At 61.6% G+C, this 25,564-nt stretch carries 24 protein-coding genes; 13 read left to right on the top strand and 11 right to left on the bottom strand.

All coding sequences use genetic code 11. From position 1 onward, the window contains the following. Positions 1-22 precede the first annotated feature (22 nt). Positions 23-772, bottom strand: a complete 750-nt coding sequence (locus tag QD409_RS20425; RefSeq protein ID WP_430763518.1) for a tryptophan 2,3-dioxygenase family protein — start codon at positions 770-772, stop codon at positions 23-25. Between the two features lie 148 nt (positions 773-920). Between QD409_RS20425 and QD409_RS20420 the strand changes: the two genes are divergently transcribed. Beyond that, positions 921-1,391 carry an Lrp/AsnC family transcriptional regulator gene (locus tag QD409_RS20420; RefSeq protein ID WP_092848205.1) on the top strand — a complete coding sequence of 157 codons (471 nt, stop codon included), beginning with the start codon at positions 921-923 and terminating at the stop codon, positions 1,389-1,391. Positions 1,392-1,399: 8 nt separating this feature from the next. Here QD409_RS20420 and QD409_RS20415 read toward each other — a convergent pair whose 3' ends face one another. Then, a complete protein-coding gene (locus tag QD409_RS20415) occupies positions 1,400-2,014 on the bottom strand; it encodes a TetR family transcriptional regulator (RefSeq protein ID WP_092848206.1) in 615 nt (204 codons plus the stop codon). 201 nt (positions 2,015-2,215) lie between these two features. Here QD409_RS20415 and QD409_RS20410 point away from each other — a divergent pair, with 201 nt between their 5' ends. Both QD409_RS20410 and QD409_RS20405 read left to right on the top strand, forming a co-directional pair. After that, positions 2,216-3,385 carry an efflux RND transporter periplasmic adaptor subunit gene (locus tag QD409_RS20410; RefSeq protein ID WP_430763517.1) on the top strand — a complete coding sequence of 390 codons (1,170 nt, stop codon included), beginning with the start codon at positions 2,216-2,218 and terminating at the stop codon, positions 3,383-3,385. After that, positions 3,385-6,537: an efflux RND transporter permease subunit gene (locus QD409_RS20405; RefSeq protein ID WP_430763516.1), complete on the top strand. Its 3,153-nt coding sequence runs from the start codon at positions 3,385-3,387 to the stop codon at positions 6,535-6,537. The genes QD409_RS20410 and QD409_RS20405 overlap by 1 nt, the downstream gene beginning before the upstream one ends. Positions 6,538-6,557: 20 nt before the next feature. Here the strand turns inward: QD409_RS20405 and QD409_RS20400 are convergent, their stop codons facing one another. The 3 genes from QD409_RS20400 to QD409_RS20390 form a co-directional block, all read right to left on the bottom strand. Next, positions 6,558-6,965: a type II toxin-antitoxin system VapC family toxin gene (locus QD409_RS20400; protein ID WP_092848211.1), complete on the bottom strand. Its 408-nt coding sequence runs from the start codon at positions 6,963-6,965 to the stop codon at positions 6,558-6,560. Between the two features lies 1 nt (position 6,966). Then, positions 6,967-7,200: an AbrB/MazE/SpoVT family DNA-binding domain-containing protein gene (locus QD409_RS20395; RefSeq protein WP_430763515.1), complete on the bottom strand. Its 234-nt coding sequence runs from the start codon at positions 7,198-7,200 to the stop codon at positions 6,967-6,969. 88 nt (positions 7,201-7,288) lie between these two features. Further along, positions 7,289-7,903, bottom strand: coding sequence for a hypothetical protein (locus tag QD409_RS20390; RefSeq protein WP_430763514.1), 615 nt, complete (start codon positions 7,901-7,903; stop codon positions 7,289-7,291). Positions 7,904-7,963: 60 nt separating this feature from the next. On the opposite strand from QD409_RS20390, the gene QD409_RS20385 reads away from it, so the two are divergent. Next, positions 7,964-8,368: a hypothetical protein gene (locus QD409_RS20385; RefSeq protein ID WP_430763513.1), complete on the top strand. Its 405-nt coding sequence runs from the start codon at positions 7,964-7,966 to the stop codon at positions 8,366-8,368. Between the two features lie 43 nt (positions 8,369-8,411). On the opposite strand, the gene hutC is transcribed toward QD409_RS20385, so the two are convergent. Both hutC and QD409_RS20375 read right to left on the bottom strand, forming a co-directional pair. Then, entirely contained in the window at positions 8,412-9,131 is a 720-nt protein-coding gene (hutC, locus tag QD409_RS20380) for a histidine utilization repressor (protein ID WP_430763560.1), read from the bottom strand. Positions 9,132-9,214: 83 nt separating this feature from the next. Next, on the bottom strand, positions 9,215-10,558 hold the full coding sequence (locus QD409_RS20375; RefSeq protein ID WP_430763512.1) for a formimidoylglutamate deiminase: 1,344 nt from the start codon (positions 10,556-10,558) through the stop codon (positions 9,215-9,217). A 100-nt stretch (positions 10,559-10,658) separates the two neighbouring features. Between QD409_RS20375 and hutI the strand changes: the two genes are divergently transcribed. The 7 genes from hutI to QD409_RS20340 all read left to right on the top strand — a co-directional run bounded on the left by hutI (position 10,659) and on the right by QD409_RS20340 (position 19,161). After that, positions 10,659-11,912 carry an imidazolonepropionase gene (hutI, locus tag QD409_RS20370; protein ID WP_092848226.1) on the top strand — a complete coding sequence of 418 codons (1,254 nt, stop codon included), beginning with the start codon at positions 10,659-10,661 and terminating at the stop codon, positions 11,910-11,912. Beyond that, on the top strand, positions 11,912-13,447 hold the full coding sequence (hutH, locus tag QD409_RS20365; RefSeq protein ID WP_092848229.1) for a histidine ammonia-lyase: 1,536 nt from the start codon (positions 11,912-11,914) through the stop codon (positions 13,445-13,447). The genes hutI and hutH overlap by 1 nt, the downstream gene beginning before the upstream one ends. Before the next feature lies 1 nt (position 13,448). Then, positions 13,449-15,134 carry a urocanate hydratase gene (gene hutU, locus QD409_RS20360; protein ID WP_430763511.1) on the top strand — a complete coding sequence of 562 codons (1,686 nt, stop codon included), beginning with the start codon at positions 13,449-13,451 and terminating at the stop codon, positions 15,132-15,134. Position 15,135: 1 nt separating this feature from the next. Then, a complete protein-coding gene (locus tag QD409_RS20355; protein WP_430763510.1) occupies positions 15,136-15,705 on the top strand; it encodes a HutD/Ves family protein in 570 nt (189 codons plus the stop codon). Positions 15,706-16,441: 736 nt separating this feature from the next. Continuing rightward, positions 16,442-17,104 carry a sulfite oxidase-like oxidoreductase gene (locus QD409_RS20350; protein ID WP_092848244.1) on the top strand — a complete coding sequence of 221 codons (663 nt, stop codon included), beginning with the start codon at positions 16,442-16,444 and terminating at the stop codon, positions 17,102-17,104. 205 nt (positions 17,105-17,309) lie between these two features. Continuing rightward, positions 17,310-18,761 carry an MFS transporter gene (locus QD409_RS20345; protein ID WP_430763509.1) on the top strand — a complete coding sequence of 484 codons (1,452 nt, stop codon included), beginning with the start codon at positions 17,310-17,312 and terminating at the stop codon, positions 18,759-18,761. A gap of 91 nt (positions 18,762-18,852) precedes the next feature. Next, positions 18,853-19,161: a hypothetical protein gene (locus tag QD409_RS20340; RefSeq protein WP_430763508.1), complete on the top strand. Its 309-nt coding sequence runs from the start codon at positions 18,853-18,855 to the stop codon at positions 19,159-19,161. Between the two features lie 23 nt (positions 19,162-19,184). On the opposite strand, the gene QD409_RS20335 is transcribed toward QD409_RS20340, so the two are convergent. Next, entirely contained in the window at positions 19,185-19,580 is a 396-nt protein-coding gene (locus QD409_RS20335; protein WP_430763507.1) for a type II toxin-antitoxin system VapC family toxin, read from the bottom strand. Further along, positions 19,580-19,807: a type II toxin-antitoxin system VapB family antitoxin gene (locus QD409_RS20330; protein WP_430763506.1), complete on the bottom strand. Its 228-nt coding sequence runs from the start codon at positions 19,805-19,807 to the stop codon at positions 19,580-19,582. The genes QD409_RS20335 and QD409_RS20330 overlap by 1 nt, the downstream gene beginning before the upstream one ends. 189 nt (positions 19,808-19,996) lie before the next feature. Here QD409_RS20330 and QD409_RS20325 point away from each other — a divergent pair, with 189 nt between their 5' ends. Further along, positions 19,997-21,187 carry an acetyl-CoA C-acyltransferase gene (locus tag QD409_RS20325; protein WP_430763505.1) on the top strand — a complete coding sequence of 397 codons (1,191 nt, stop codon included), beginning with the start codon at positions 19,997-19,999 and terminating at the stop codon, positions 21,185-21,187. A gap of 188 nt (positions 21,188-21,375) precedes the next feature. On the opposite strand, the gene cueR is transcribed toward QD409_RS20325, so the two are convergent. Together cueR and QD409_RS20315 are read right to left on the bottom strand one after the other, a co-directional pair. After that, the gene (cueR, locus tag QD409_RS20320; RefSeq protein ID WP_430763504.1) at positions 21,376-21,762 is read right to left on the bottom strand and encodes a Cu(I)-responsive transcriptional regulator; all 387 of its coding nucleotides are present in this window, start codon (positions 21,760-21,762) and stop codon (positions 21,376-21,378) included. Positions 21,763-21,773: 11 nt separating this feature from the next. Beyond that, the gene (locus QD409_RS20315) at positions 21,774-24,275 is read right to left on the bottom strand and encodes a heavy metal translocating P-type ATPase (RefSeq protein ID WP_430763503.1); all 2,502 of its coding nucleotides are present in this window, start codon (positions 24,273-24,275) and stop codon (positions 21,774-21,776) included. A 173-nt stretch (positions 24,276-24,448) separates the two neighbouring features. Here QD409_RS20315 and QD409_RS20310 point away from each other — a divergent pair, with 173 nt between their 5' ends. After that, positions 24,449-25,552, top strand: a complete 1,104-nt coding sequence (locus QD409_RS20310; RefSeq protein ID WP_430763502.1) for an RHE_PE00001 family protein — start codon at positions 24,449-24,451, stop codon at positions 25,550-25,552. The last annotated feature ends 12 nt before the right edge of the window (positions 25,553-25,564 follow it).

The following is a 25,564-nucleotide window of genomic DNA, read 5'->3' as shown; positions in this document are numbered from 1 at the left end:
GAAGGCTGCTTTCGGTCAGCGCCTATTCGGCAGCGTCATGCTTGGAAATGGAATCGCGGACGACGCCATATTGGCTACCCCAGCGGTCGGTCATTTCGTGGCGAACATCCCAGAGGTCGGGGAAGAAGCGGTGGCGTGCGCCGGCCTGCAGCAGCTCGACCGGTCGTCCCTTCAGAGATTTCGAGCCGAGCCCGATGGAGCGCTGGATCAGATACATGTGGTTGGCGCGGAATTTCTGGAACAGCTCGTCATATTCCACCAGGGCTTCGGCGACCACATAGCTGTCGCCGTGATTGTACTTGCCATCATAGATATCGGCGATCGTCAGACCGGGCGCATCGAGATAATTTGCCTTGAAGGCGTGCCAGAGGTCGGGCGGCATGCGCAGCAGGAATTTGAAGCCGGGCGACTCCTGGCCGCTGCCGTTGCCGAGCTGCAGGCGGATTTGCTGATATTCCTTCGGCGACATGGTTTCCAGAAGATCGAGCTGGGCCGTCATCATGCGCATGATCCGATGCACGCGGCCCATCAGCGTCACGACGCGATGCGTGTTGCGCTCCTCCATGAAGCCGATCACATCGACCAGCGAATAAGCCATCAGCTTCATCCAGAGTTCTTCCACCTGATGAACGATCTGGAATTGCAGTTCGTCGCCGTTGACCATGCCGTTCAACGGCTTCTGACAGGCGAGCAGTTTATCGCATTGCAGATAGACGCCGTAGTCGAGCATGTCCGGCGCTTCGATGCGGGCGTAGTAGTCTTGCTTCTGCATCTTCGTTCCCTTTGTTCCGGCCTCCGGCCGACAAGCATGTTTGCCTTTCTCAAGGATAAGCAATTTGCCTTGAACATTGTTCCTATTTGTCATTCATAATCGCGGAATGGGAGTACGATCGGCTCCTGTCGCCAAAATGGAGAGAACGATGGAGTTGGATGCGCTCGATCACAAGATCATTGCCGCGCTGGAGGCTGACGCCCGCATCTCGTTTGCGGCGCTCGCCGATCTCGTGGGGCTCAGCAAGACGCCGTGCTGGAAGCGGGTGAAGGCGCTGGAGGAGGCAGGCGTGATCCGGGGATACAGGGCGCTTCTCGATCCGCCCCGGCTCGGCTTCGGCCTCGAGGCTTTCGTACAGGTGTCGATCGACGTCGAGCGGTTCGATGCTTTCGAGACCGCCGTCCGTCGCCACCCCTTGATATGGCGCTGCCACGCGACGACGGGCGAGGCCGATTATCTCCTGCATATTCTGGCCACCGACATGGCGGCGCTTGACCGGCTGCTGCGGCAGGAGCTCAACAGGCTTCCCGGCGTGCGACACACCGTAACGTCAATGTCGACGCGGGAGATCAAGTCGGACATCTCGCTGGCCGAGGCCATGCGGCACGCCGGCGGTTAGCCGCTAGATCACCTTAGCCGCATGGAGCCGACCAAGCTGCGGATCAGCCTCTCTCCTATATCGACCAAAGGGAAGGATTTGCTCGATCGGAGCCATTCGGCGAGCAGGCCATTCATGGAACACTGAATGGCGCGGGCGGCGGCATCGGGGGTCCATAGCGGCGCAAGCGTGTTCTGTTGGTCGGACATCTCGATCAGTCGCTGCAGCTTGCCGAACATTTGCTGGTTGGCGGTAACGATTCTCTGGGCGGCATCGGAACGATGCTTGGTGAATTCGCAGCCGAGGATCATGATGGCGAAGACCTGCTGCAGGTGTTCGTCCTTGGCAAGATTCTGCAGAACTTGGATTGTGCCCTGCTCGATCAGTCCGAGCGGATCGTCATGGCCGTGCTCGATCGCATAGTCGACGATGGTTTCCTGCGGCAGACGGATTTCGCTATGCAGGGCCGTCAGGACCTCGGCCTTGTCCTTGAAATGCCAATAGATCGCGCCGCGCGTTACGCCGGCGCGTTGGGCGATCTTTTCGAGGCTGGAGCCGCTGACGCCGTTTTCATAGAAAATGTCAGCGGCCGCGGCCAAAACTTCCTCTCTCGTCTTGGCTGCGTCTTCCTTGGTTCTGCGCATGTTCCTCCTTGAAGTTTCCGCGAGACGAAGGGGGCATGTCGTCTCACTCTATATGTTTGATTTTATATCCTAATATCCGAAGACCACATGTGGTTCCCGATATCGACCACGAAAGTCACGTCGATTTGATGTTTACAATCATTCATGTATGTTTGTATATTGCAGCGCAATAAAAATGTCGAATCTCACGGTGATTTTTCCATGACGACGTATAAATCCCCCCTTCTGCGCAACGGTCTAGTTGCCGTCGGACTGCTCTTTTTCTGCGCATCTTCCTCCCTCGCGCAGCAGGCTGGCCAGATGCCGCCGCCGCAGGTGACGGCCATCGATCTCAAGCCTCAGACCGTGGCGCTCTCCTACGAATATGCTGCGCGCATCTCCGCCTTTAGGCAAGTCGATGTGCGCGCTCGCGTCGGCGGTATCCTGTTGAAAAGGAACTTTGTCGAAGGCGCCGAGGTGAAGGCCGGCGACGTGCTGTTCCTGATCGACCCGGCATCCTACCAGGCAGCGCTCGCCCAGGCCAAGGCGCAGCTCCAGCAGGCGCAGGCACAGCTCGAGCAGGCGCAGCGCGAGGAAAAGCGCAACATCAATCTCTTCGGGCAGAACGCCGCGACGCAGAAAGCTCGCGATGACGCCATTTCGACGCGCCAGCTGGCGGAAGCCTCGGTCGCCGCCGCGCAGGCGCAGGTGCAGACGGCGCAGCTCAATCTCGACTATACGCAAGTGACCGCGCCGGTCGGCGGCATTACCAGCCTGGAGCAGGTGTCCGAAGGCAGCCTGATCGGCACGACGGGCGATAGCGGTTTGCTGACCAACATCACGCAGCTCGACCCAGTCTACGTCAACTTCTCCTTCTCGGATGCCGAGGCGGCAGAAGTTCGCCGGCTGATCGACATGAAGAAGGCGAAGGGCGAAGCACCCAATCTCGGCGTCAAGATCTCCTTCGGCGACGGCACCGGCTACGATCATGACGGTGTGGTCGATTTCACCTCCTCCACGATCGACGTATCGACGGGAACCTTGCAGGCTCGTGCCGTGGTCGACAATCCGCAGCGCCGGCTGCTGCCGGGCCAGTTCGTTCGTGCGCGGGTGACGGGCGTGTCGCTCGACAACGCCATCACCATTCCGGAAGTGGCTTTGATGCAGAGCCCGCAGGGCCAGTTCGTCTATACGATCGACCAGGAAGGCAAGGCACACATCAATCCTGTAACGCTCGGCCAGAAGATCGGTAACACCTGGCTGGTGCTTTCCGGCCTCAGGGCCGGCGACAAGCTGATCACCGAAGGCATCATCAAGGTACGCCCCGGCGCACCCGTACAGGCGACGGCGGACGCGACGCCTAAGGACGCGAAAAAGGTGGTGCAGAACTGATGTTAGGCAACCGATTCTTTATCGACCGCCCGGTTTTCGCGGCGGTGATCTCGATCGTCATCCTGCTGGCGGGCGCTGTCTGCCTGCGTATCCTGCCGATCGCCCAATATCCCGAGCTGACGCCGCCGCAGGTGGTCGTGACTGCAACCTATCCTGGCGCCAGCGCCGAGACGGTAGCGCAGACCGTTGCCGCTCCGCTGGAGCAGCAGATCAACGGCGTCGAAAACATGCTCTACATGCAGTCGACGAACTCCAACAGCGGCGCGATGCAGATCACTGTGACCTTCGCGCTCGGCACGGATCCGGACCAGGCTGCGATCAACGTCAACAACCGCGTCCAGCGCGCCGTCTCGACGCTGCCGCAGGACGTGACGCGATTGGGCGTCGTCGTGACCAAGCGTTCGACGTCGATCCTCGGCTTCGTGGCGATGTACTCGACCGATAGCCGCTATGACCGTACCTATGTCGGTAACTATGCACTTCTGAACGTCATCGACGACCTCAAGCGCATTCCAGGCATCGGCGACGTCAACCTGCTTGGCGATGTCGATTACTCGATGCGCATCTGGCTGCGGCCGGACAAGCTGGCGCAATACAATCTGACGCCGAGCGACGTCGCGACTGCGATCCGGGAGCAGAACTCCCAGTTTGCCGCCGGCCGCTTCGGCGATCAGCCCAGCAACAATCCGCAGGCCTTCACCTATACCGTGACGACGCAGGGACGCCTGCCCGACGTCGACGCTTTCGGCGAAATCATCCTTCGCTCGACGGCCAATGCCGCAACGCTCCGGCTGAAGGACGTGGCGCGCATCGAACTCGGCACCAAGAGCTATTCGGTACAGAGCAGTCTCAACGGCACGCCGGCGGTTCCGATCGCCGTCTACCTGCAGCCGGGCGCCAATGCTTTGAACACGATGGCCGCGCTCAAGTCGCGCCTCGACGAGCTGCAGAAGTCGTTCCCGCACGGGGTTTCCTATGAGGTTCCCTACGACACGACGAAGTTTATCCAGGTCTCCATCGAGGAGGTGGTGCACACCTTCATCGAGGCGATCCTTCTCGTCGTCATCGTCGTCTTCGTCTTCCTGCAGAACTGGCGGGCGACGCTGATCCCGATCATCGCGGTGCCGATCTCGATCGTCGGCACCTTCGCCGGCATGTATCTGCTCGGCTTCTCGATCAACCTTCTGACGCTGTTCGGCCTGGTGCTGGCGATCGGTATCGTGGTGGACGACGCCATCGTCGTGCTCGAAAACGTCGAGCGCCTGATGGCGACGGAGAAGCTGTCGCCGAAGAAGGCTGCCATCAAGGCGATGGGCGAAGTGACCGGCCCGGTCATCGCCATCGTGCTCGTACTTTGCGCCGTGTTCATCCCGGTCTCCTTCATGGGCGGGCTGGCGGGCCAGATGTACAAGCAGTTCGCCGTCACCATCGCGATCTCGGTCACTCTGTCCGGTATCGTGGCGCTGACGCTGACGCCAGCACTCTGCGCGCTGATCCTGAAGCCCGACCATCATGAGCCGATCCTGCCTTTCCGCATTTTCAACCGTGCTTTCGACCGGTTGACGGCGGGCTATGCAGCCGGTGTCGCCTTCTTCCTGAAGCGCGTCATCGTCGGCTGCGTGCTGGTTGCCGGCCTGCTCGGCGTGACCGGCTATCTCTTCTACACGCTGCCGGGATCGCTGGTGCCGGATGAAGACCAGGGTTCGCTGTTCCAGATCGCCATCCTCCCACCGGCTGCCTCGCTCACGCGTACGCAGGCCGTCATGGACGAGGCTCTGGTCAATACCAAAAAGCTGCCGGGCGTCGAAAACGTCTTTGCGGTTTCGGGCTTCGATCTTCTGTCGGGTGGTCTGAAGAGCAGCGCCGGTGTCGCCTTCGTGACGCTGAAGGACTGGAGCGAGCGCAAGACGCCGGAGCTCGATGCCCGCAATCTCGCAGGTCCGATCATCGGCGCCAACATGGGCATCAAGGATGCCATGGTGCTTGCCTTCAATCCGCCGCCGATCATGGGTCTCTCGACGACTGGCGGTTTCGAAGTCTATCTGCAGGATCGCAGCGGCAAGGGCGTGGCAGGGCTTTCCGATCAGGCGCAGAAGCTGGTGGCGGCCGCCTCCAAGCGGCCGGAGCTTGCGGGCGTCCGCACGACGCTCGACACCAACGTTCCGCAGTTCCGCGCCGATCTCGACCGCGAGAAGGCCAAGGCGCTCGGCGTGCCGATCAACTCGGTCTTCGATGCCATGCAGGCGACCTTCGGCAGCCTCTATGTGAACGACTTCACGCTGTACGGCCGCAACTATCAGGTCAACCTGCAGTCGGAAGCGCCGTTCCGCGAATCGCCTGACGATCTGCGCCAGGTCTTCGTGCGTTCCGACAGCGGCAAGATGATCCCGCTTGATGCGCTCATCAAGGTGACGCGCGCCATCGGGCCGGATCAGCTCGAACGCTACAATGCCTTCAATGCCGCCAAGATCACCGGCAACCCGGCGCCCGGCTATACGTCAGGCGATGCGATCAAGGCCATGCAGCAGGTGGCGGCCGAGACCCTGCCTGAGGGCTTCCAGATCGCCTGGACGGGCTCTGCCTATCAGGAGCTGGAGACCAGCGGCGCCGGCACGCAGGCAATGATCTTCGGCGTCATCATGGTGTTCCTGATCCTTGCCGCACAGTATGAAAAATGGAGCCTGCCGCTTGCCGTCATCACCGCGATCCCCTTCGCGCTGTTCGGTGCGCTGCTTGCCACCTATCTGCGCGGGCTCACCAACGACGTCTATTTCCAGATCGGCATGGTGACGCTGATCGGCCTGGCGGCGAAGAACGCCATCCTGATCGTCGAGTTCGCGGTGCTGAAACGCAAGGAAGGCATGGGTGCGGCCGAAGCGGCGCTCGAGGCTGCGCGGCTGCGCTTCCGCCCGATCGTGATGACCTCGCTCGCCTTCATCCTCGGCGTCGTGCCGCTGGCCATCAGCAGCGGTGCGGGTTCGGCGAGCCGGCACGCCATCGGCACCGGCGTCATCGGCGGTATGCTGGCGGCGACCTTCATCGCCACCTTCTTCATCCCGATGTTCTACCGCCTGATCGCCTGGAAGCAGCCGAAGCCGGAGGAGGATGACGAAGTCATCGATCAACGCCCGCATGCGCAGGCGGCGGAGTAGGGTTTTCTGCTCTGTCCGCCTCAGCTTTCCTGCGGGCTGATGAGCGTGACGGACCGGAAATAGGTTCGGAAGCGCTTCGTATCGCGTGTCAGGAGGGATAGGCCGCTGACTGCCGCATGGGCGCCAATGAAGAAATCGGGCAGGACGCCGCCACGCGTCCCACCCGATTTCCTATATTGAGCGAAAACCTTGGCGGCGAGGAAAAGCGCCTCCCGCGGCATCGGCTCGATGCGTAGACCGGTCTCGGCAAGCATCTCGTCGAGATCCTCGATCCTGTCGTAACGCACGGATATCTCGGCATAGACGACATCATTGATACACAATGGGCCGAGAAGGCTCGCGGCGTCGAGTTGCGCGAGTGACCAGTCGTACCACACGGGGTCGTTCGTGATGATGTCCAGCAATATGTTGGAATCGACAAAGATCACCTCAGTCGTCGCCGCGCGTCAAAGCCATGATTTCGTCGGTGGTCATTCCTTTTCCGGCATGACCACGGAATTTGGCGAATCGACTGGTCTGCTTCTGCGCATCCGCCGGGACGACGACGATATTGCCGTCAGGCATGCGGCGGAAATCGACCTGGCTACCAGGACCTATTCCGAGCATGTCGCGGACGGCCTTCGGAATCGTGACCTGTCCCTTTGCTGTAACGGTGGTACTCATCGTATGCCTCGGTAATGATCTCTAAGAAAGAGGTATTACTTTCGGCGACTAAGTTCAAGGTAACGGACCGACCGCTCCGCAGGATCCATCACATCGGCGGCATGGTGCCGTTGAGGCCGACGGCGACGCGGTCGGCCGATACCGTCGAGTCGCCGCTCCGCTCGCCGGTGATGAAGACGCCGGCGCCGGGCTTGAGGTCGCTTTTCGTGGCGGCGGCCAAGGTTACGACTGGCGTGCCCTTGGGGATGTTGATCGTGCGCTCGCCACCCTTGTAGGTGAGCGTCAATGTCGGGCCGTTGATCGAGGTTACGGCATTGGCGACGGTGGCATTGGTCATCGAGCCGTTCGGCGCCGAATCCCAGGGGCGGTCGCCTTCGCCGGTTCCTTTCATCGAGGCGGGGAAGATGACGACTTCTATGGCGCCGTTGATGCCGCTGTTGGTTGGTTGCGAGGCGATGCCGACGAAGTCACCGGGCTTGATGTCGCTGACGGCAGCCTGAACGACACCGCCGACCTGCAAGCCGGATTTCAGTGCGACCGTGACGTCCTTGCCGTCGCGGGACTTGACCTTGAGCGTATCGCCATCGAGGCTCTCCACGGTGCCGCGCACTTTCACGCGCTCGGCGGCATCAGCGCTTTGCAGCGCTGCAAGCATGGCGACGGAGAGCGTCAGCGCGCTCGCGATCAGACGTTTGCGATGCATGGGCAGTGTCTCCCTTAAGATTTCGGCCGAGCGATATGCCGGTCGATCTTGATACGAGGGTTGGAGCTGGTCGGCAGCGTGCCGGGCAATGCGCCTGCGGCCATCTGCGCCGCGATCCTATGCGCCGCTTGCGTCATTCGCCATTCAAACAAGCGTGAGATGGCCGTCTCGGCTGGCGAGGCCAAAAATTCCTGGAAAAGGACAGGTATTTCCCGGAACATTAGGTATTACTTAACGTTTATCGCTAGACTGCGCTGGTTATCTCGAATTCCCTATCGCGCGTTGCGCTGGGCTGGGAGATTGGAGAACGAAATGACCGCGATTCGTCCGCTTCTGATTGGAATCCTCTTGATTCTGTCATTGGTTCTGATTGCGCTCAGCATCCTGCTGGTCAATCCCGGCCATCCTATACGTCAATCCGAGAGTCTCATCCCGCCGCCGACCGAGTCTCCGCAGCGTCCCTAAAGCAATTCCAGCAAAAGTGCGCAGCGGTTTTGCTGGAATTGCTTTAGCTTGCGGGCGTAAAGCGCGCCACAAGGCTATGGCGATCACCGGGATAGGTGAGGCGGACGTGGGTTATCGGGCCTGAGGGACTCCATGTGCGTCGTTCGACCACGAGGCAGGCCGTGCCTTTGGCGACGTCGAGGCTCGCAGCTGCTTCGCCCTCTGCGGATATGGCGCGGATTTGATGTTCGGCGGTGCTCCAGGGCACCTGATTGATCAGCCAGGGACCCGGTGGCAGGGTGGCGAAGTCGGCATTGGCTGCGTCCGGTACGGCATCGAGATTGATGACGCGGTCTTCCAGGCAGAAGGGTCGCGAGCCGGCATAGTGGATGCAGGTGATTTCAAGCACGGTAACCGGGCCGGCAAATTGCAGGCGGCGGGAGTCTTCCGGGCGGCCACGCCGCTCGGCCAGTTTCACGAGCTTGTACGAATAGGGCAGGTTCAGCGACAGGATTTCCGACTTGATGTCGTGGATTTCCAGTATCGCCGATTGCGCCTGCGGATGTGTGACGAAGCTGCCCGAACGCTTTCGCCGCTCGATCAGCCCGGCGCGGGCAAGCTGGGTCAGCACCTTGTTCACCGTCATGCGCGAACAGTCATACTGCTCCGCAAGAGCAAGTTCGAAGGGAATGCGATGACCCGGCGGCCAAGCGCCAGAGACGATCTGGTTCTCGATATCGCTCAGGATACGCTGATGCAGTGTCGCCTCTTTGGCTGTGGCCATGCTGCCCATCTTTTCCGTGTGAGACATGGATTCCCCCCGAAGCACTTCATTAAGGATCAATCGACGGGAGGAAAAGCAGTTTCTTAGTCGATGAGTTCGCCCATCGCCTTAAGGAAGCGCGCGGAGATTGCCTCTCTCTTCTGGTGACGTCCGCCTTCGACCTGCTTGCGGCCCAGAACCCAGACGCCGTCGACCTTGACGCCGCCGGCAAAGGTCCAATGGTCAAGAATGCGGTCGCCGGAGAGGTAAGGCACAGCGCTTGTGTCGAGCGAAACAATGTCGGCATGGTTGCCGACGGCAAGCCCAGCCTTGGCTTTCAGCGCCGTACCGCCGCCGGCTAGTGCGCCGTCGAACAGCATGCGGGCGGTCGAACCGCCCGTCGAAGCGATGACATTGCGGGCGCGGAGCGCCAGACGCTGCGAATATTCGAGCTGCCGCAGCTCTTCCGGCACGGAAATCAGGATATTGGAGTCCGAGCCGATGCCGTAGCGACCACCTTCCTCGAGGAAGAGGGGCGCTGGGAAGACGCCGTCGCCGAGATTGGCTTCGGTGATCGGGCAGAGGCCGGCAATCGCGCCGCTCCTTGCCATGCGCCGGGTTTCATCCTCGGTCATATGCGTGGCGTGGATCAGGCACCAGCGGCTATCGACGGGGGCATGATCGAGCAGCCATTGCACCGGCCGCGCACCTGACCAGGCAATGCAATCTTCCACTTCCTTCATCTGCTCGGCGACGTGGATATGGATCGGCCCGTCGCCCGCCATCGGCACCAGCTTTGCCAATTCTTCGGGTGTGACGGCGCGCAGGCTGTGCGGCGCAATGCCAAGCTCGGCGCCGGGTAGGCGGCTCGTCACCGTGCGGCAGCCGGCCATTAGTGCCTCGAAGCTTTCGAGCGAGTTGATGAAGCGGCGCTGGCCATCGATCGGCGCTGCACCGCCGAAGCCGGAATGGGCGTAGAAGACGGGCAGGAGCGTCAATGCAATGCCGGTTTCGGCGCTGGCCGCGCCGATGCGCTCGGCCAGTTCGGCGATATTGGCATAGGGACTGCCGTCCTTGTCGTGGTGCAAATAATGAAATTCGCCGACGCGCGAGAAGCCGGCCTCGAGCATCTCCATATAGAGCTGCGCGGCGACCGCCTCGATATGGTCGGGGGTCATCGACAGGGCGAACTTGTACATGACGGTGCGCCAGCTCCAGAAGCTGTCGTTCGCCGGGCCTCGAACTTCGGCAAGGCCGGCCATGGCGCGCTGGAAGGCGTGGCTGTGCAGGTTCGGCACCGCGGGCACGAGCATATCCTGCCTGTCGTCGCCGGCTTCGGGCGCGACGCCCATCGCGATGTCGGCGATGCGGCCGTCCTTAAGGGTCAATCGCACATTCTCGTGCCATCCGTCGCCAAGCAATGCCGTGCGTGCATGAAGTGTCGTCATGGTCTCACCCTTTCCTTTTGAGCAGAGAGTCCAAAATCCCTCTTGCCAGCTTTTTAATATGTATATACATTATGGGCCAACGAGGAAAGGCGTAAAGCTGATGGGTGGGAACAATTTTTCCGAAGATAGCAAGGAAAACGGGGCGACAAGCCGCGTATGGCGCAATGCGCGTCTTGCAACCATGGTAGAGGGCGAGGCCCGGCTCGGCGTGATCGAGAAGGGTGCCATCCTGACGAAGGACGGCCGTATCGTCTTTGCCGGCCATGAAGCCGACCTTCCCGATACTTCCGGTGCTGAAAGCATCGATCTCGATGGCCGCTGGGTTACGCCCGGCCTCGTCGATTGCCACACGCATATCGTCTATGGCGGCAATCGAGCCCGTGAATTCGAAATGCGGCTGGAGGGTGCAAGCTACGAAGAAATCGCCCGCGCCGGCGGCGGCATCGTCTCGTCCGTGAACGCGACCCGCGCACTGTCGGTCGACGAGCTTGTCGCCGTTGCGCTGCCGCGCCTCGACACGCTGCTGGCCGAAGGCGTCACCACCATCGAGGTGAAGTCGGGCTACGGCCTCAACATCCCATCCGAATTGAAGATGCTGCAGGCCGCTCGCAAGCTTGAGACGGTCCGCCCCGTTCGCGTCGTCACATCTTATCTGGCCGCCCATGCCACCCCGGCAGACTATAAGGGCCGCAACGGCGATTACATCGACGATGTCGTCCTGCCCGGATTGAAGCAGGCACATGCCGAAGGCCTCGTCGATGCCGTCGACGGCTTCTGCGAAGGGATTGCCTTCTCGACGGCGGAAATCGCCCGGGTCTTCGATCTTGCCAAATCGCTCGGCATTCCGGTGAAGCTGCATGCGGAACAGCTCTCCAATCTCGGCGGCGCCAAGCTTGCCGCCTCCTATGGCGCGCTATCAGCCGATCATATCGAATATCTCGACGAGGACGGCGTCAGGGCGATGGCTGCGGCCGGGACCGTTGCGGTCCTGCTGCCGGGGGCGTTCTATGCTATCAATGAGAAGCAGAAGCCGCCGGTCAAGGCGCTCCGCGAAGCGGGCGTTTCGATAGCCGTTGCCACCGACTGCAATCCCGGCACCTCGCCGCTGACCTCGATGCTGCTGACCATGAATATGGCTGCCACGCTTTTCGGCCTGACGGTCGAGGAATGCATCGCCGGCGCCACCCGCGAAGGTGCGCGCGCCCTTGGCCTGCTGGCCGAGACGGGTACGCTGGAAGCCGGAAAGTCCGCCGATTTTGCCATATGGGATGTCGAAAGCCTTGCGGAGCTTGTCTACCGCATCGGCTTCAATCCCCTTCACGCCCATGTCTTCAAGGGAAAAAGGTTCAACTGATGACTATCGTTCTCCATCCGGGTTCCGTGTCGCTGCAGCAATTGGCGACGATCTACTGGACCGGCGAGCCGGCGAGGCTCGATGCTTCCTTCGATGCCGGCATTGCCAAGGCGGCGGCCCGCATCGCTGAAATCGCAGCCGGCAATGCGCCTGTTTACGGCATCAACACCGGCTTCGGCAAACTGGCATCCATCAAGATCGACAGCGCCGATGTCGCCACGCTTCAGCGCAATCTCATTCTCTCGCATTGCTGCGGCATCGGCCAGCCGCTGCCGGAGAATGTCGTTCGCCTCATCATGTCGTTGAAGCTGGTTTCGCTCGGCCGCGGCGCCTCCGGCGTGCGGCTTGAACTGGTGCGGCTGATCGAGGGCATGCTTGAAAAGGGTGTCGTACCCCTCATTCCGGAAAAGGGTTCGGTCGGCGCCTCGGGCGATCTCGCACCGCTCGCCCATATGACCGCCGTCATGATGGGTCATGGTGAAGCCTTTTATGCCGGCGAACAGCTTTCCGGCGCAGCAGCGCTCGAAAAGGCCGGCCTGAAGCCGGTCGTGCTCGCCGCCAAGGAAGGGCTGGCGCTGATCAACGGCACACAGGTATCGACCGGGCTTGCGCTTGCCGGCCTCTTCCGCGCCCATCGTGCCGCTCAGGCAGCCCTCATCACCGGCGCTATGTCGACCGATGCCGCCATGGGCTCTTCCGCCCCGTTCCATCCCGACATTCATACACTGCGCGGCCATAAGGGCCAGATCGATACCGCTGCAGCCCTTCGCGGTCTGCTTGCCGGTTCCGTGATCCGTGAGAGCCATATCGAAGGCGATGAGCGCGTACAGGATCCCTATTGCATCCGCTGCCAGCCACAGGTGGACGGCGCCTGCCTCGATCTCCTGCGTTCGGTTGGACGCACGCTCGAAATCGAAGCCAACGCCGTCACCGACAATCCGCTTGTCCTGTCGGACAATTCCGTCGTTTCCGGCGGTAATTTCCATGCCGAGCCGGTTGCCTTCGCCGCCGACCAGATCGCGATTGCCGTTTGCGAGATCGGCGCGATCGCGCAGCGCCGTATTGCACTGCTGGTCGACCCCGCACTCAGCTACGGCCTGCCGGCCTTCCTGGCGAAGAAGCCGGGCCTAAACTCCGGCCTGATGATTGCCGAAGTGACCTCGGCCGCGCTGATGTCTGAAAACAAGCAGATGTCGCATCCGGCCTCCGTCGACTCGACGCCGACCTCGGCCAACCAGGAAGATCATGTCTCCATGGCCTGCCATGGTGCGCGCCGCCTGCTGCAGATGACCGAAAACCTCTTCGGCATCATCGGCATCGAGGCGCTGACGGCTGCCCAGGGTGTGGAACTGCGCGCGCCGCTGATCACCAGCCCGGAACTGACCCTTGCCATCGCTACCATCCGCGCTGCCGTACCTTCGCTGGAGGTAGACCGCTACATGGCAAACGACCTCAAGGCCGCCAGCGAGCTCATCGGCTCCGGTGCGCTCAATGCCTCGATTTCAACCGACATCCTGCCCTCCTTGGAGATGTGACATGACCAACCCACGCCATAATATCCGCGAAATTCGCGCACCTCGCGGTCCGGAGCTCAATGCCAAGAGCTGGATGACCGAAGCGCCGCTGCGCATGCTGATGAACAACCTCGACCCGGACGTTGCGGAAAACCCGAACGAGCTGGTCGTCTATGGCGGCATCGGCCGCGCGGCCCGCACCTGGGACGATTTCGACCGCATCGCCGCGACGCTGAAGACGCTCAACGAAGACGAGACGCTGCTGGTGCAGTCCGGCAAGCCGGTCGCCGTGTTCCGCACGCACAAGGACGCGCCGCGCGTGCTGATCGCCAACTCCAACCTCGTACCGCACTGGGCAACCTGGGATCACTTCAACGAGCTGGATAAGAAGGGCCTTGCCATGTACGGCCAGATGACGGCCGGTTCGTGGATCTATATCGGCACGCAGGGCATCGTGCAGGGCACTTATGAGACCTTCGTCGAGGCCGGTCGTCAGCATTACAACGGCAACCTCAAGGGCAAGTGGATCCTGACCGGCGGTCTCGGCGGCATGGGCGGCGCACAGCCGCTGGCAGCCGTGATGGCGGGCGCCTGCTGCCTCGCCGTCGAATCCGACGAAACCCGCATCGATTTCCGCCTGCGCACCCGCTATGTCGACGAGAAGGCAAAGACGCTCGACGAAGCGCTTGCCCTGATCGACAAGTGGACGAAGGCTGGTGAAGCCAAGTCCGTAGGCCTGCTCGGCAATGCCGCCGAAATCTTCCCCGAGCTGGTGAAGCGCATGAAGGCCGGCGGTCCGCGCCCCGATATCGTCACCGATCAGACCTCCGCACACGACCCGCTGAACGGCTATCTGCCGGCCGGTTGGACAGTTGCCGAACACAGGGCCAAGCGCGAAAGCGATCCGAAAGCCGTCGAAGCTGCGGCCCGCGCCTCGATGAAGGTGCATGTCGAAGCCATGGTCGACTTTTGGAACGCCGGCGTGCCGACGCTCGACTACGGCAACAACATCCGCCAGGTCGCCAAGGACGAAGGCTTTGAAAATGCCTTCGCCTTCCCGGGCTTCGTTCCGGCCTATATCCGTCCGCTCTTCTGCCGCGGCATCGGCCCGTTCCGTTGGGCTGCTCTCTCGGGCGATCCGGAAGATATCTACAAGACCGACGCCAAGGTGAAGGAACTCACTCCTGGCAACGCCCATCTGCACAACTGGCTGGACATGGCGCGCGAGCGCATCGCCTTCCAGGGTCTGCCGGCGCGCATTTGCTGGGTCGGCCTCGGCGATCGCCACCGCCTCGGCCTTGCCTTCAACGAAATGGTCAAGAACGGCGAGCTGAAGGCTCCCGTCGTCATCGGCCGCGACCATCTCGACTCCGGCTCGGTCGCTTCGCCGAACCGCGAAACCGAAGCCATGAAGGACGGCTCGGATGCCGTTTCCGACTGGCCGCTGCTCAACGCGCTGCTCAACACCGCCTCCGGCGCGACCTGGGTATCGCTGCATCACGGCGGCGGCGTCGGCATGGGCTTCAGCCAGCACTCCGGCATGGTCATCTGCGCCGACGGCACGGATGATGCCGCCAAGCGCCTGGAGCGCGTTCTCTGGAACGACCCGGCAACCGGCGTCATGCGTCACGCCGATGCCGGCTACGACATTGCGCTTGATTGGGCCAAGAAGCAGGGCCTGCGCCTGCCGGCCATCCTGGGGAACTGAGATGAAGCTGCTACGCGCCAGTGACCACAAGCGCATGCCCTGGAAAAACGGTGGTGGGGAAACGGTGGAAATCGCCGTTTCGCCCGATGGCGCCGGGCTTGCCGACTTCGACTGGCGCGTCAGCATGGCGACCGTTGCCACGGATGGACCGTTCTCGGTCTTTCCGGGCATCGATCGCACGCTATCCATTCTCGATGGCGAGGGCATGGCCCTCTTCATCGAGGGGCGTGAGCCCGAACGGCTGACGCAGGCAAGTGAGCCGCTGCCCTTTGCAGCCGACGCGCCGACCTCGGCGACGTTGATTGACGGCACAATCACCGATCTCAATGTCATGACGCGGCGGGGACGCTTCACGCATTCGGTGCGGCGTGTTTCCGTTCATGGGGCCACCAAACTTTCCCCTCGCGGTGGGGTGAGCCTTATAGTTTGTCATCGTGGCCACGCCGAAGTCGCCAGGCTTTCGCTTTCGGCATTGGATTGCCTGCTTCTGGAAGCGGGTGGGCAGGAAGTAGACGTTTCCGGAAAAGCGGAGCTGTTTCAGATTGATATTCAGGCCAATCGTCGTCGCTAGGCGAAGATAACCAGCCGAAACGATGTGCTCGATAGAACGCCATCGCTATGTTGTAGATGTCTGAATAGCGCCGGTCGAACAGGTCTGCCTTGATCTGAACTTCAGTCTCTCGAATACCCGAGGCATCGGTCATGGTTTTTACCGCTGGCCCGGCGAGCGGCGTGTCATTCGCTATTAAGTGAAGCGTAAGGCACCCGGACATTTTGCCGGCCGATATGCGATCAGCATTTGCGATGTTAGTCCAAGGGATAACAGCCGTGGCGACGCGTGTATCTTGAATGCCGTCCGGGCCGATAATGATGACCGGATCATCATAGTTTCGGCGAACATAGATCGGAACGCGTTTTATCGTCGCCGCGCAAAATATGACAAGAATCACAACTGCATTGATGCGAAGTCGCCAAATTTGCGCGTCGGAATTTTGATGACGGGTGACAATCAATAGCCCGACAAAGAGGGCCATTATTGTGAAAACCAATATGGTTGCACGTATCGCCGCAAATTTCGAATAGCGGATCTCGTGGATGCGATGAACGGCTACATCGTCATAGAAAAATTCATCGCGAGGCAAGGAAAATTGACCGCCAAGATTGAAACGCGCCATTACTATTACCACTATGCAACGTTAGAGTCTAAGGGCTTCGGGCAAGCGCATTTCTTCTTTGAGTTGGGTTGATTTCCTTGACACCCGCGCCTCACCGGGGCTCCAATGACGGCCATTTCCGAGGGAGTTCCCATGAGCGACGATCAGATCCCCGCCGATAGCAAGCTCACCACCTCCAAGCGCCGCTGGGCCGCGGAGGGTAAGTTTCTGACCGGACGCGTCAGCCGGCCGGAGACCGAGCGGCTGCCGCCGGGACAGCATCTCGTGAAGAACTGGCCGGTGCTCGATCTCGGCGTGCAGCCGCATGTTTCGCTGTCGAGCTGGCGGCTTGATGTGTTCGGCTTCGTGGAAAAGCGGCTCAGCCTCGATTGGGCCGCTTTCCAGGCGATCGAGCAAAGCACCCGCGTCAGCGATATCCATTGCGTGACGACGTGGTCGCGCTACGACAATCGCTGGGAAGGGATTTCGACGCGCGATCTGCTCGATCTCGCCGTGCCGACGGCCGAGGCGCATCATGTGCTGCTGACGAGCTATGACGGCTATACCACCAATCTTCCGCTTGCGGATTTTGCGGCCGAAGATGCGATCCTCGCCACGGCCTGGGAAGGCCAGCCGCTGACGCGTGAGCATGGCGGCCCTATGCGTCTCGTCGTGCCACATCTCTATTTCTGGAAGAGTGCCAAGTGGCTGAGCCGCATCGAACTCATCGGCGCCGACCGGGCCGGTTTCTGGGAGAAAAACGGTTATCACATGTATGGCGATCCCTGGCGGGAGCAGCGCTACTCCGATGATTGACGCCCGCAAAACGCCGCGGGCCGAGGGTAAGGCCGGAGCAAACCCGCCGGGAACCGCGGTTCTTATGTAACCCTGTCAATTTTTGATGGTGCCGGCGTGGGTTTGCGGCTTTGCAAGCCAGAGCGATAGGCGTATTCAATGATCGTATGATTGTTGCCGGGAGCGTCCGGCTCCCTTTGAACGCCATTCTCTGAAATTTCATGTCATGACCGTTGCCCGGATCACAGAAGAGCCTCCCGAAGCAAGTTTCGGCCGGCAGTCGCGCATCATCGCCTTCGTCGTCGCTGTTTCCTTCTTCATGCAGATTCTGGACGGCACGATCGTCACCACGTCTCTACCGCAAATGGCGCGGACTTTTGGCGTCGAGCCGGTGTCGATGAGCATCGGCATCACCGTCTATCTGCTCACCATGGCCGCCTTCGTGCCGCTTGCCGGCTGGGCGGGCGATCGCTACGGCGCGCGGCGGGTGTTTCTGGCGTCGATCACCATCTTCACCGTGGCCTCGCTGTTTTGCGGTCTCTCAGGCAATCTCACCGAATTCATCATTGCCCGCGCCGTTCAGGGTGTCGGCAGCGCGCTGATGACGCCTGTGGGACGTATCATCGTGCTGAAAAACGCGCGCAAATCCGATCTGGTGCATGCCATGTCGATGATCACCTGGCCGGCGCTGACGGCCCCGGTCATCGGTCCGGTGCTCGGCAGTTTCATCACCACCTATCTCAACTGGCACTGGAACTTCCTGATCAATATCCCGATCGGCATTATCGGTCTTGGGCTCGTCCTGCGCTTCGTGCCGGATCAGCGCGAGGAGAAGGTCGCGCGGCTCGATTTCATCGGCTTCCTGCAATCGGCAGCGGGGCTGACCCTCCTGCTTGCCGGCCTGGAATTCGTGGTTCAGGGGACAACGGGATTGGCGCCTAGCATCGGGCTCATTGCCGGGGGTGTGATTTTCTCCGTCATCGCCACCCGGCACTTCATGAAGGTCGATGCGCCCTTGCTCGATCTCTCGGCTTTCAAGGTGCAGACCTTCGCTATGTCGACGCTTTCGGCCGGCACGGCGAGCCGCGTCGCGATCAACGCCACGCCCTTCCTGATCCCGCTGCTTTTCCAAGTCGGTTTCGGCCGCACGGCGATCGATGCCGGCACCTATCTGCTGTTCTACTTCGCCGGCAATCTCGGCATGAAGGCGATCACGACGCAGATGCTAAAGATCTTCGGCTTCCGCAGCGTGCTCGTCGTTAATGGCCTGATTTCGTCAGCAAGCATCGGCGGATGCGGGTTTCTGTCTCCGTCGACGCCGGATCTGCTGATATATTGCCTGCTATTCATTGCTGGCCTCTCACGCTCTATGAACTTCACGGCGCTGAATACGCTCGGCTTTGCCGATATCCATGCCGCGCAGCGCAGTTCCGCCTCGACATTGTCGAGCATGCTGCAGCAGGTGTCGCTGCTGCTCGGCGTTGCCGTCGCCGCCGCCGTGCTCAATCTCTCGCGCACGATTCATGGTGGGGAAACGCTTTCGCTTGTCGATTTCCGCTGGGCTTTCCTCGTCGTTGGCCTTATCGGAGCCGTCTCCGCATTGCGCTTCGTCAGCTTGCCGCACGATGCGGGTGCGGAGGTGTCGCGACACAAGGTGAAAGCGTCATCAAAACCTTAAAACTCTTAACGATATTGACAGGCAAGCCGCTGTAAATTCACTTGTCAGTTCCCATATGTGTGGGGCCTTAACTCCTATAGGAGGCAGTCTTATGCTGCTCAAAACTCTTGCGATTTCCGCTCTCGTCATCGGCATGTCCAGTGCCGCCGCCATGGCGGAGCAGGCGCACAAGCATCATCCCAAGCGCGTCAACGTCCAGGCTTTCCAGGCCGATGTCGGCAATGTCGATCATTCGAAGGATGCGATCCTTCCGGACGGCACGATCAATACCGATCCGTCCGTAACCGGTCCGATCCGCGCCGGCGACTCGATGTCGCGTCTGCAATGCGCAGCTGCTCCCAACTCGGTCGGCGTTCGCTCGAACACGTATGCGGCAGGTCCGTCGTCACTTTGCCCGTAATGTCTTGAAAGCATCGAGTGGCCTTAAGCCAGCTCGATGTCCGTCTGGTTGAACCGGTCGCTTTTCGACAATAGCGGCTGGCGATAATAGCGAGCGCAGGCATAAGTCATGCAGTCGTCGAGGCTGAGGCGGGCCGGGCGGTCGCCTTGGCCATAACGTTCATAAGCCTCCGCGGCCACAAAGGCGGCGCGCGGCGGCACCGCAAGCAGCTGGATGTTCATGAGCTGCAGGAAAATACGCACTGCTTCTCCTGCATCCGTCGGCGAAAGAGCGAGTATCGCCGCAATCTCGATTGCCGCATGCGCCGCTGCGAGCGGCGATGTCATTCGCGCCGTTGCCGGCTGCATGCGATTGGCGAAGCTGCGCGCTTCCTCCTCATCCGTCATCATCGCCGATAGCACCGAAGCATCGATAAACATCAGGCGTTCCCTTCCGCGCTGTCGCTTCCGGCTTTCGCGATGGCCTTCTGCTTGAGATTGCGGCAGAAGGCGACGGCGACATCGGCAAGAGCGGGCTTGGTCAACTCTTCATCCAATGCCTTCTGCAATGCGAGCCTCACGGCCTCGGTTTTGGTCGGCGCCTTCGTCAATGCTTGGTAGCGTCGCGCCAGCCGGTCGATGGCGTCGTCTTTGATGTAAAGCGGCATTGAATATCCTCATCTCTAAATTTGGATATCCATAGGCTGTGTCTCGCGCCGAGGCAATTGCGTCTTTGCCTGCAGCAAGTGTGAGAAATTCAATCAGGCCCTGCTTTCCGCCATATTTAGATGACGATCATCATTTAACGTGCTAGTGGTGATGCTGAAAATGCCGTTTGCAGACTCTGAGGAGATGTCATGTCCGCTATCGATCCAATCGTTATCGTCTCGGCCACCCGTACGCCCCTTGGTCGTTTCCAGGGAGAGCTATCGCCCTTGCAGGCGCCCGAGCTTGGGGCACATGTCATCCGCGCCGCGCTGGAGCGCGCCGGATTGTCGGCTGACAGGGTGGATGAGGTGCTGTTCGGCTGCGTGCTGCCGGCAGGGCAGGGCCAGGCGCCGGCGAGACAAGCGGCGCGTGGCGCCGGTCTGCCGGATGCGGTAGGCGCCACGACGATCAACAAGGTCTGCGGTTCGGGCATGAAAGCGACCATGCTGGCGCACGACCTGCTTCTCGCCGGTTCCGCCACCATCGCGGTTGCCGGGGGCATGGAATCGATGTCGAATGCGCCCTATCTGCTTGCCAAGGCGCGCGGAGGCTACCGGATGGGCCATGACCGCATCTTCGACCATATGATGCTTGATGGGCTGGAAGATGCCTATGAGAAGGGCCGCTCCATGGGCGATTTTGGCGAGATGGCGGTCGAAGCCTATCAGTTCAGCCGCGACGATCAGGATGCCTATTCGGTCGAGACCCTGTCGCGCGCCCGCGCCGCAAGTGAGAATGGCGCATTCGAAGCCGAGATCACGCCGGTTTCCGTCGCTGCCAAGGGTGGCTCAATCATTGTTGCCAAGGACGAGCATCCGCGGAAGGTCTCGCCGGAAAAAATCCCGACGCTGAAACCCGCCTTCCGCAAGGACGGCACCATCACGGCCGCCAGCGCCTCGGCAAACGCCGATGGTGCTGCGGCTCTCATCCTGACGCGCCGCTCGGTTGCCGAGCGAGAGGGGTTGCCGATCCTCGCCGAGATCAAGGCCCATGCCACGCACAGCCAAGAGCCGGCCTGGTACACCACCGCGCCGATCCCGGCGATCCGCAAGCTGCTGGACAAGACGGGCTGGAAGATCGGCGATGTCGATCTCTTCGAGATCAACGAGGCCTTCGCCGTCGTTGCCATGGCCGCGGCCAAGGAGCTTGGCATTGCGCGCGACCGGCTCAATGTGAATGGCGGTGCCTGCGCCCTTGGCCATCCGATCGGCGCCACCGGCGCGCGGCTGATCGTGACCCTGCTGCATGCGCTTGAGCGTCAAGGGGCGAGGCGCGGCGTTGCAGCGCTCTGCATCGGCGGTGGCGAGGCGACGGCGATCGCTGTGGAGCGGGTGAGTTAGGTACCTCTTGGGGGCGGTTGGTTCACTGGCCTCCTGCGGGAATGCCTCTCATCCTAACCTTCTCCCCGCAGGCGGGGAGAAGGGACGACTGTGCGAAATAGAGAGTCTATGGAGTTAAGCTGCTGGAGATGGGATCAAGACCCCCTCTTTCCGCGAGCGGGTGAGGGGCATGGCCGCGTCGCCAATTCTCAACCCTCCGACAATTCCTCCAGGATCGGACAGTCCGGCCGCTCGTTGCCGTGGCAGGCGTGTACCAGATGCTCCAGTGTGCGGCGCAGTTCCGTGAGTTCGCGGATCTTGCGGTCGATCTCGGTGAGTTTCGTGGCGGCGATGTCCTTGACGTCGGCGCTGGCGCGGCTTTTGTCCTCGTAAAGTGCCAGTAATTGCCGGCACTCCTCCACCGAAAAGCCGAGGCTGCGCGAGCGATGCAGAAAGCGCAGCTTGTGCACGTCGTCAGGGCCATAATCGCGATAGCCGTTGTCGCCGCGATCGGGCCGGATCAGCCCGATATCTTCGTAGTAGCGGATCGTCTTGGCCGGCAGGCCCGAGCGGCTGGATGCTTCGCCGATATTCATCAGAAATCTCCTTATCTCGCCAGCCGCAGCCGGAGCGCATTGCCGATGACCGAGACCGAAGACAGGCTCATCGCAGCCGCCGCGATCATCGGCGACAGAAGCAGACCGAAGACGGGGTAGAGCACGCCGGCTGCCAGCGGCACGCCGAGCGCATTGTAGCCGAAGGCGAAGGCGAGGTTCTGCTTGATGTTGCGGATGGTCGCTTCCGACAGGCGGCGCGCCCGCACGATGCCGTTGAGATCGCCTTTCACCAGCGTGATGCCGGCGCTTTCCATGGCGACGTCGGCGCCTGTGCCCATGGCGATGCCGACATCGGCGGAGGCAAGTGCCGGAGCGTCGTTGACGCCATCGCCGGCCATCGCAACGATGCGACCCTTGGCGTGCAGCTCGTCGATCAGTGCCTTCTTGCTCTCCGGCAGCATATCGGCGCGCACTTCATCGATGCCAAGCTGTTTGGCGACGGCAGCTGCGGTCTTGCCGTTGTCGCCGGTTGCCATGATGATCTTCAGGCCGCTCTCGTGCAGCGCTTTGATCGCGGCTGCCGTCGTCGGCTTGATTCGGTCGGCGACGGCGACGAGGCCTGCCAGCTTGTCGTCGACGGCGACGAACATCACGGTCTTGCCTTCGCTGCGCAGGCGCTCGGTCTCAGCCTCGAGGGCTTCGGTCGAAACGGCGAGGTCGGCCATCATCGCCGCGTTGCCGAGCGCGATTGCGATCTCACCTGCGCGGCCCGCCACGCCCTTGCCCGTGATTGCCGAGAAGCCGGAGATGTCGGCGAAGCTTGCTCCGCGTTCCTCTGCGCCGGCAACGATAGCTTCGGCGAGCGGATGCTCCGAGCCGCGTTCGAGGCTGGCGACGAGTGAGAGAAGGCGGGCTTCCTCGACGCCATTGGCGGTGACGATGTCGGTCAGATTCGGCTTGCCTTCGGTCAAAGTGCCTGTCTTGTCGACGATCAGCGTGTCGACCTTTGCGAAGCGCTCCAGCGCCTCGGCGTCGCGCACCAGCACGCCCTCTTGCGCGCCCCGGCCCGTGGCGATCATGATGGACATGGGCGTTGCCAGTCCAAGCGCACATGGGCAGGCGATGATCAGCACGGCGACGGCGGCGAGCAGCGCATGCGCCAGGCGCGGTTCCGGCCCGATGAAGGCCCAAACAGCAAAGGCGATGATGGCGGCTGCGACGACGGCGGGCACGAAGATGGCGGAGACGCGATCGACCATCGTCTGGATCGGCGCGCGCGAGCGCTGCGCCTTGGCGACAAGTTCGACGATGCGCGACAGCGTGGTGTCGGCGCCGACTTTTTCGGCCTGCATGATGAGCGTGCCGTTCTTGTTGATCGTGCCGCCGGTCAGGGAATCACCCCGGTCCTTTTCGACGGGCAGGGGTTCGCCTGTTATCATCGATTCATCGATAGTGGATTGTCCGTCAACGACGGAGCCGTCCACCGGAACGCGCTCGCCGGGGCGCACGCGCAGCCGGTCGCCGGCCTGGATCTCGTCGACGGGCACGTCGTTTTCGCTGCCGTCGGCGCCGATGCGCCGCGCCGTCTTGGGTGCAAGGTCGAGAAGCGCACGGATGGCCGAACCAGTGCGTTCACGGGCTTTCAGTTCCAGCACTTGGCCGACGAAGACCAGCGCGACGATGACCGAAGCCGCTTCGAAATAGGCGGGTACGCTCTCGCCATGGCCACGGAAGCTCATCGGGAAGAGGCCGGGGGCGAGTGTGGCGATGATGCTGTAGAGATAGGCGGTGCCGACGCCGAGGCCGATCAGCGTCCACATGTTGGGGCTGCGATTGGCGAGCGAGCTCCAGGCGCGGCGGAAGAAGGGCAGGGCCGCCCAAAGCACGACTGGTGTCGCAAGCGCGAGTTCGAGCCATGTGGCGATGGGTTCGCCGAGCCATCCGCGGATAGGCAGGCCGATCATCGGACCCATGCTGATAACAAGCAAGGGCAGCGACAAGGCAGCGCTTAACCAGAGCCGGCGCGTGAAATTGACCAGCTCAGGATTCGGGCCCTCGTCGGCGGCGGGCACGCCCATGGGTTCCAGTGCCATGCCGCATTTCGGGCAATCGCCGGGATGATCGCTGACGACTTCGGGATGCATCGGGCATGTGTAGAGCGTACCCTTCGGTACCGGTTTCTGTGTCGGCCTATTGCCGTTGAGATAGGCTGATGGATCCGCTTCGAATTTGGCCTTGCAGCCGGCGGAGCAGAAGTAGAATGTCTCGCCTTCGTGCTTGGCTAAGTGGCGCGCAGTGGCGCGATCGACCGTCATGCCGCAGGTGGGGTCCTTGGCGGTTAAGTAGGTCTCCGGCGCGGCCTCGAACTTGGTGCGGCAGCCATTGCTGCAGAAGTGGAAAGTGCGGCCTCGATAGTCCAGCGAAGGCTTGCCGGCGGGATCAACGATCATGCCGCAAACCGGGTCGCGCGTCACCGTCTCCTGCGGCTGGCCGTCATGATGGTGGTGACCATGACCTTGATGGCTGTGATCGTGTTCGTCGTGCAATGCCATATCAGACTCCATTGCCCCGAAAGGAGCGTTGGATGAGGTTATGAACCTTCCTGTTACTGGAAGGTCAAGGCTAAAAATAGGAATTGTCGTCCACAGTTCGCAGAGGTCTCTTTGTATCCTGCAGCTTGTGGCGATGATAGGTTCCGTAAGATCGGTTCAATGATGCGATTCCAATGCGATACGATCTGACCACACTTCCGCTGACGACGCTTCTGCCTGCCATCGTCAAGGCTGAGGACATGTTGGCACGGCTGGATGAGCGTGTTCTGCGGCATGTCGTGGCGGACGGCTTTCGCGAGCGCGGGCATTTCTTCGATGCCGCGGGGGCGCTTTGGGTTGGCGGCGAGCTGGTGCATGTGGAAGATCTGGTACTGCACGATGCGCGCATGGATGCCCGCGCGCCGACGCATGAGCTGACCATCGCCCACGCCGTGCTGCGGAGCCGGCGGCGCCTCTGGAATGCGGACCCTTCCTGGGGATTGGAAATGGCCGGCCTTGCCGCCTTGCGCGGCGATGTCGGGGAAGTCGAGGATATTGTCCCGCGGCGCCCCGCGTCCGCCGAGCCCGACGCGCAAGAGGAAGACGAGGATCAGGATGATTTCGGCGTCGACTTTGCCGAGATCGACGCCATCCTCGCCCGATCCGAAAAGATCCTGAATGGCGGTGTTCCCGATCTCGGCAGACCCGAGACGATCGACGATCCGCTCGCACTGGTGCGCGACGAGGATTGGGATGAAGACGAGCGCCTGGAGAGCTGGCGCGCCGTCATTCGCGAGGCTGATCTGCTGCCGCCGGTTCTGGGCGCGGCAGTGCTTTTCGACGCCTGGGAGCGGCTCGAGCCGCTGCGGCGTCAGCATTGGCTCGGCGGCCTGCTGGTCAGCGCCTATCTGCGCAGCCGCGGCAAAGTCACCTCGCATCTCTTCTGTCTGAACATCGGCCTGAAAGCCGTCCGCCATGATCGACGGCGGGCCTCGGACCGCAACACGCGCCTGGCGGCATTTCTGGAGGCCATGGTACTTTCGGCCGATTCCGGCCTCAAGGAGCTTGATCGTCTTTCGCTCGCCAAGCTGCAGATGGAGTTGCGTCTCAAGGACCGGCGATCGAACAGCAGCCTGCCCGAGGTAATCGATATCGTGCTGTCGCGGCCGATCGTTTCGACGAAGATGATCGCCCGCCATGTCGGCGTCACTCCAAGAGGTGCGCTCAATCTGGTCAGCGATCTTGGCTTGCGCGAGATGACGGGCCGAGGCCGCTATCGCGGCTGGGGTGTACTCTGATCCGCAAGGACA

The sequence above is a fragment of the Rhizobium sp. BR 315 genome (genome assembly GCF_050577975.1).
GTDB lineage: Bacteria > Pseudomonadota > Alphaproteobacteria > Rhizobiales > Rhizobiaceae > Rhizobium > Rhizobium miluonense.
The sequence above is the reverse complement of the archived record's forward strand: the minus strand, read 5'-3'. Positions and strand labels throughout refer to the sequence as shown.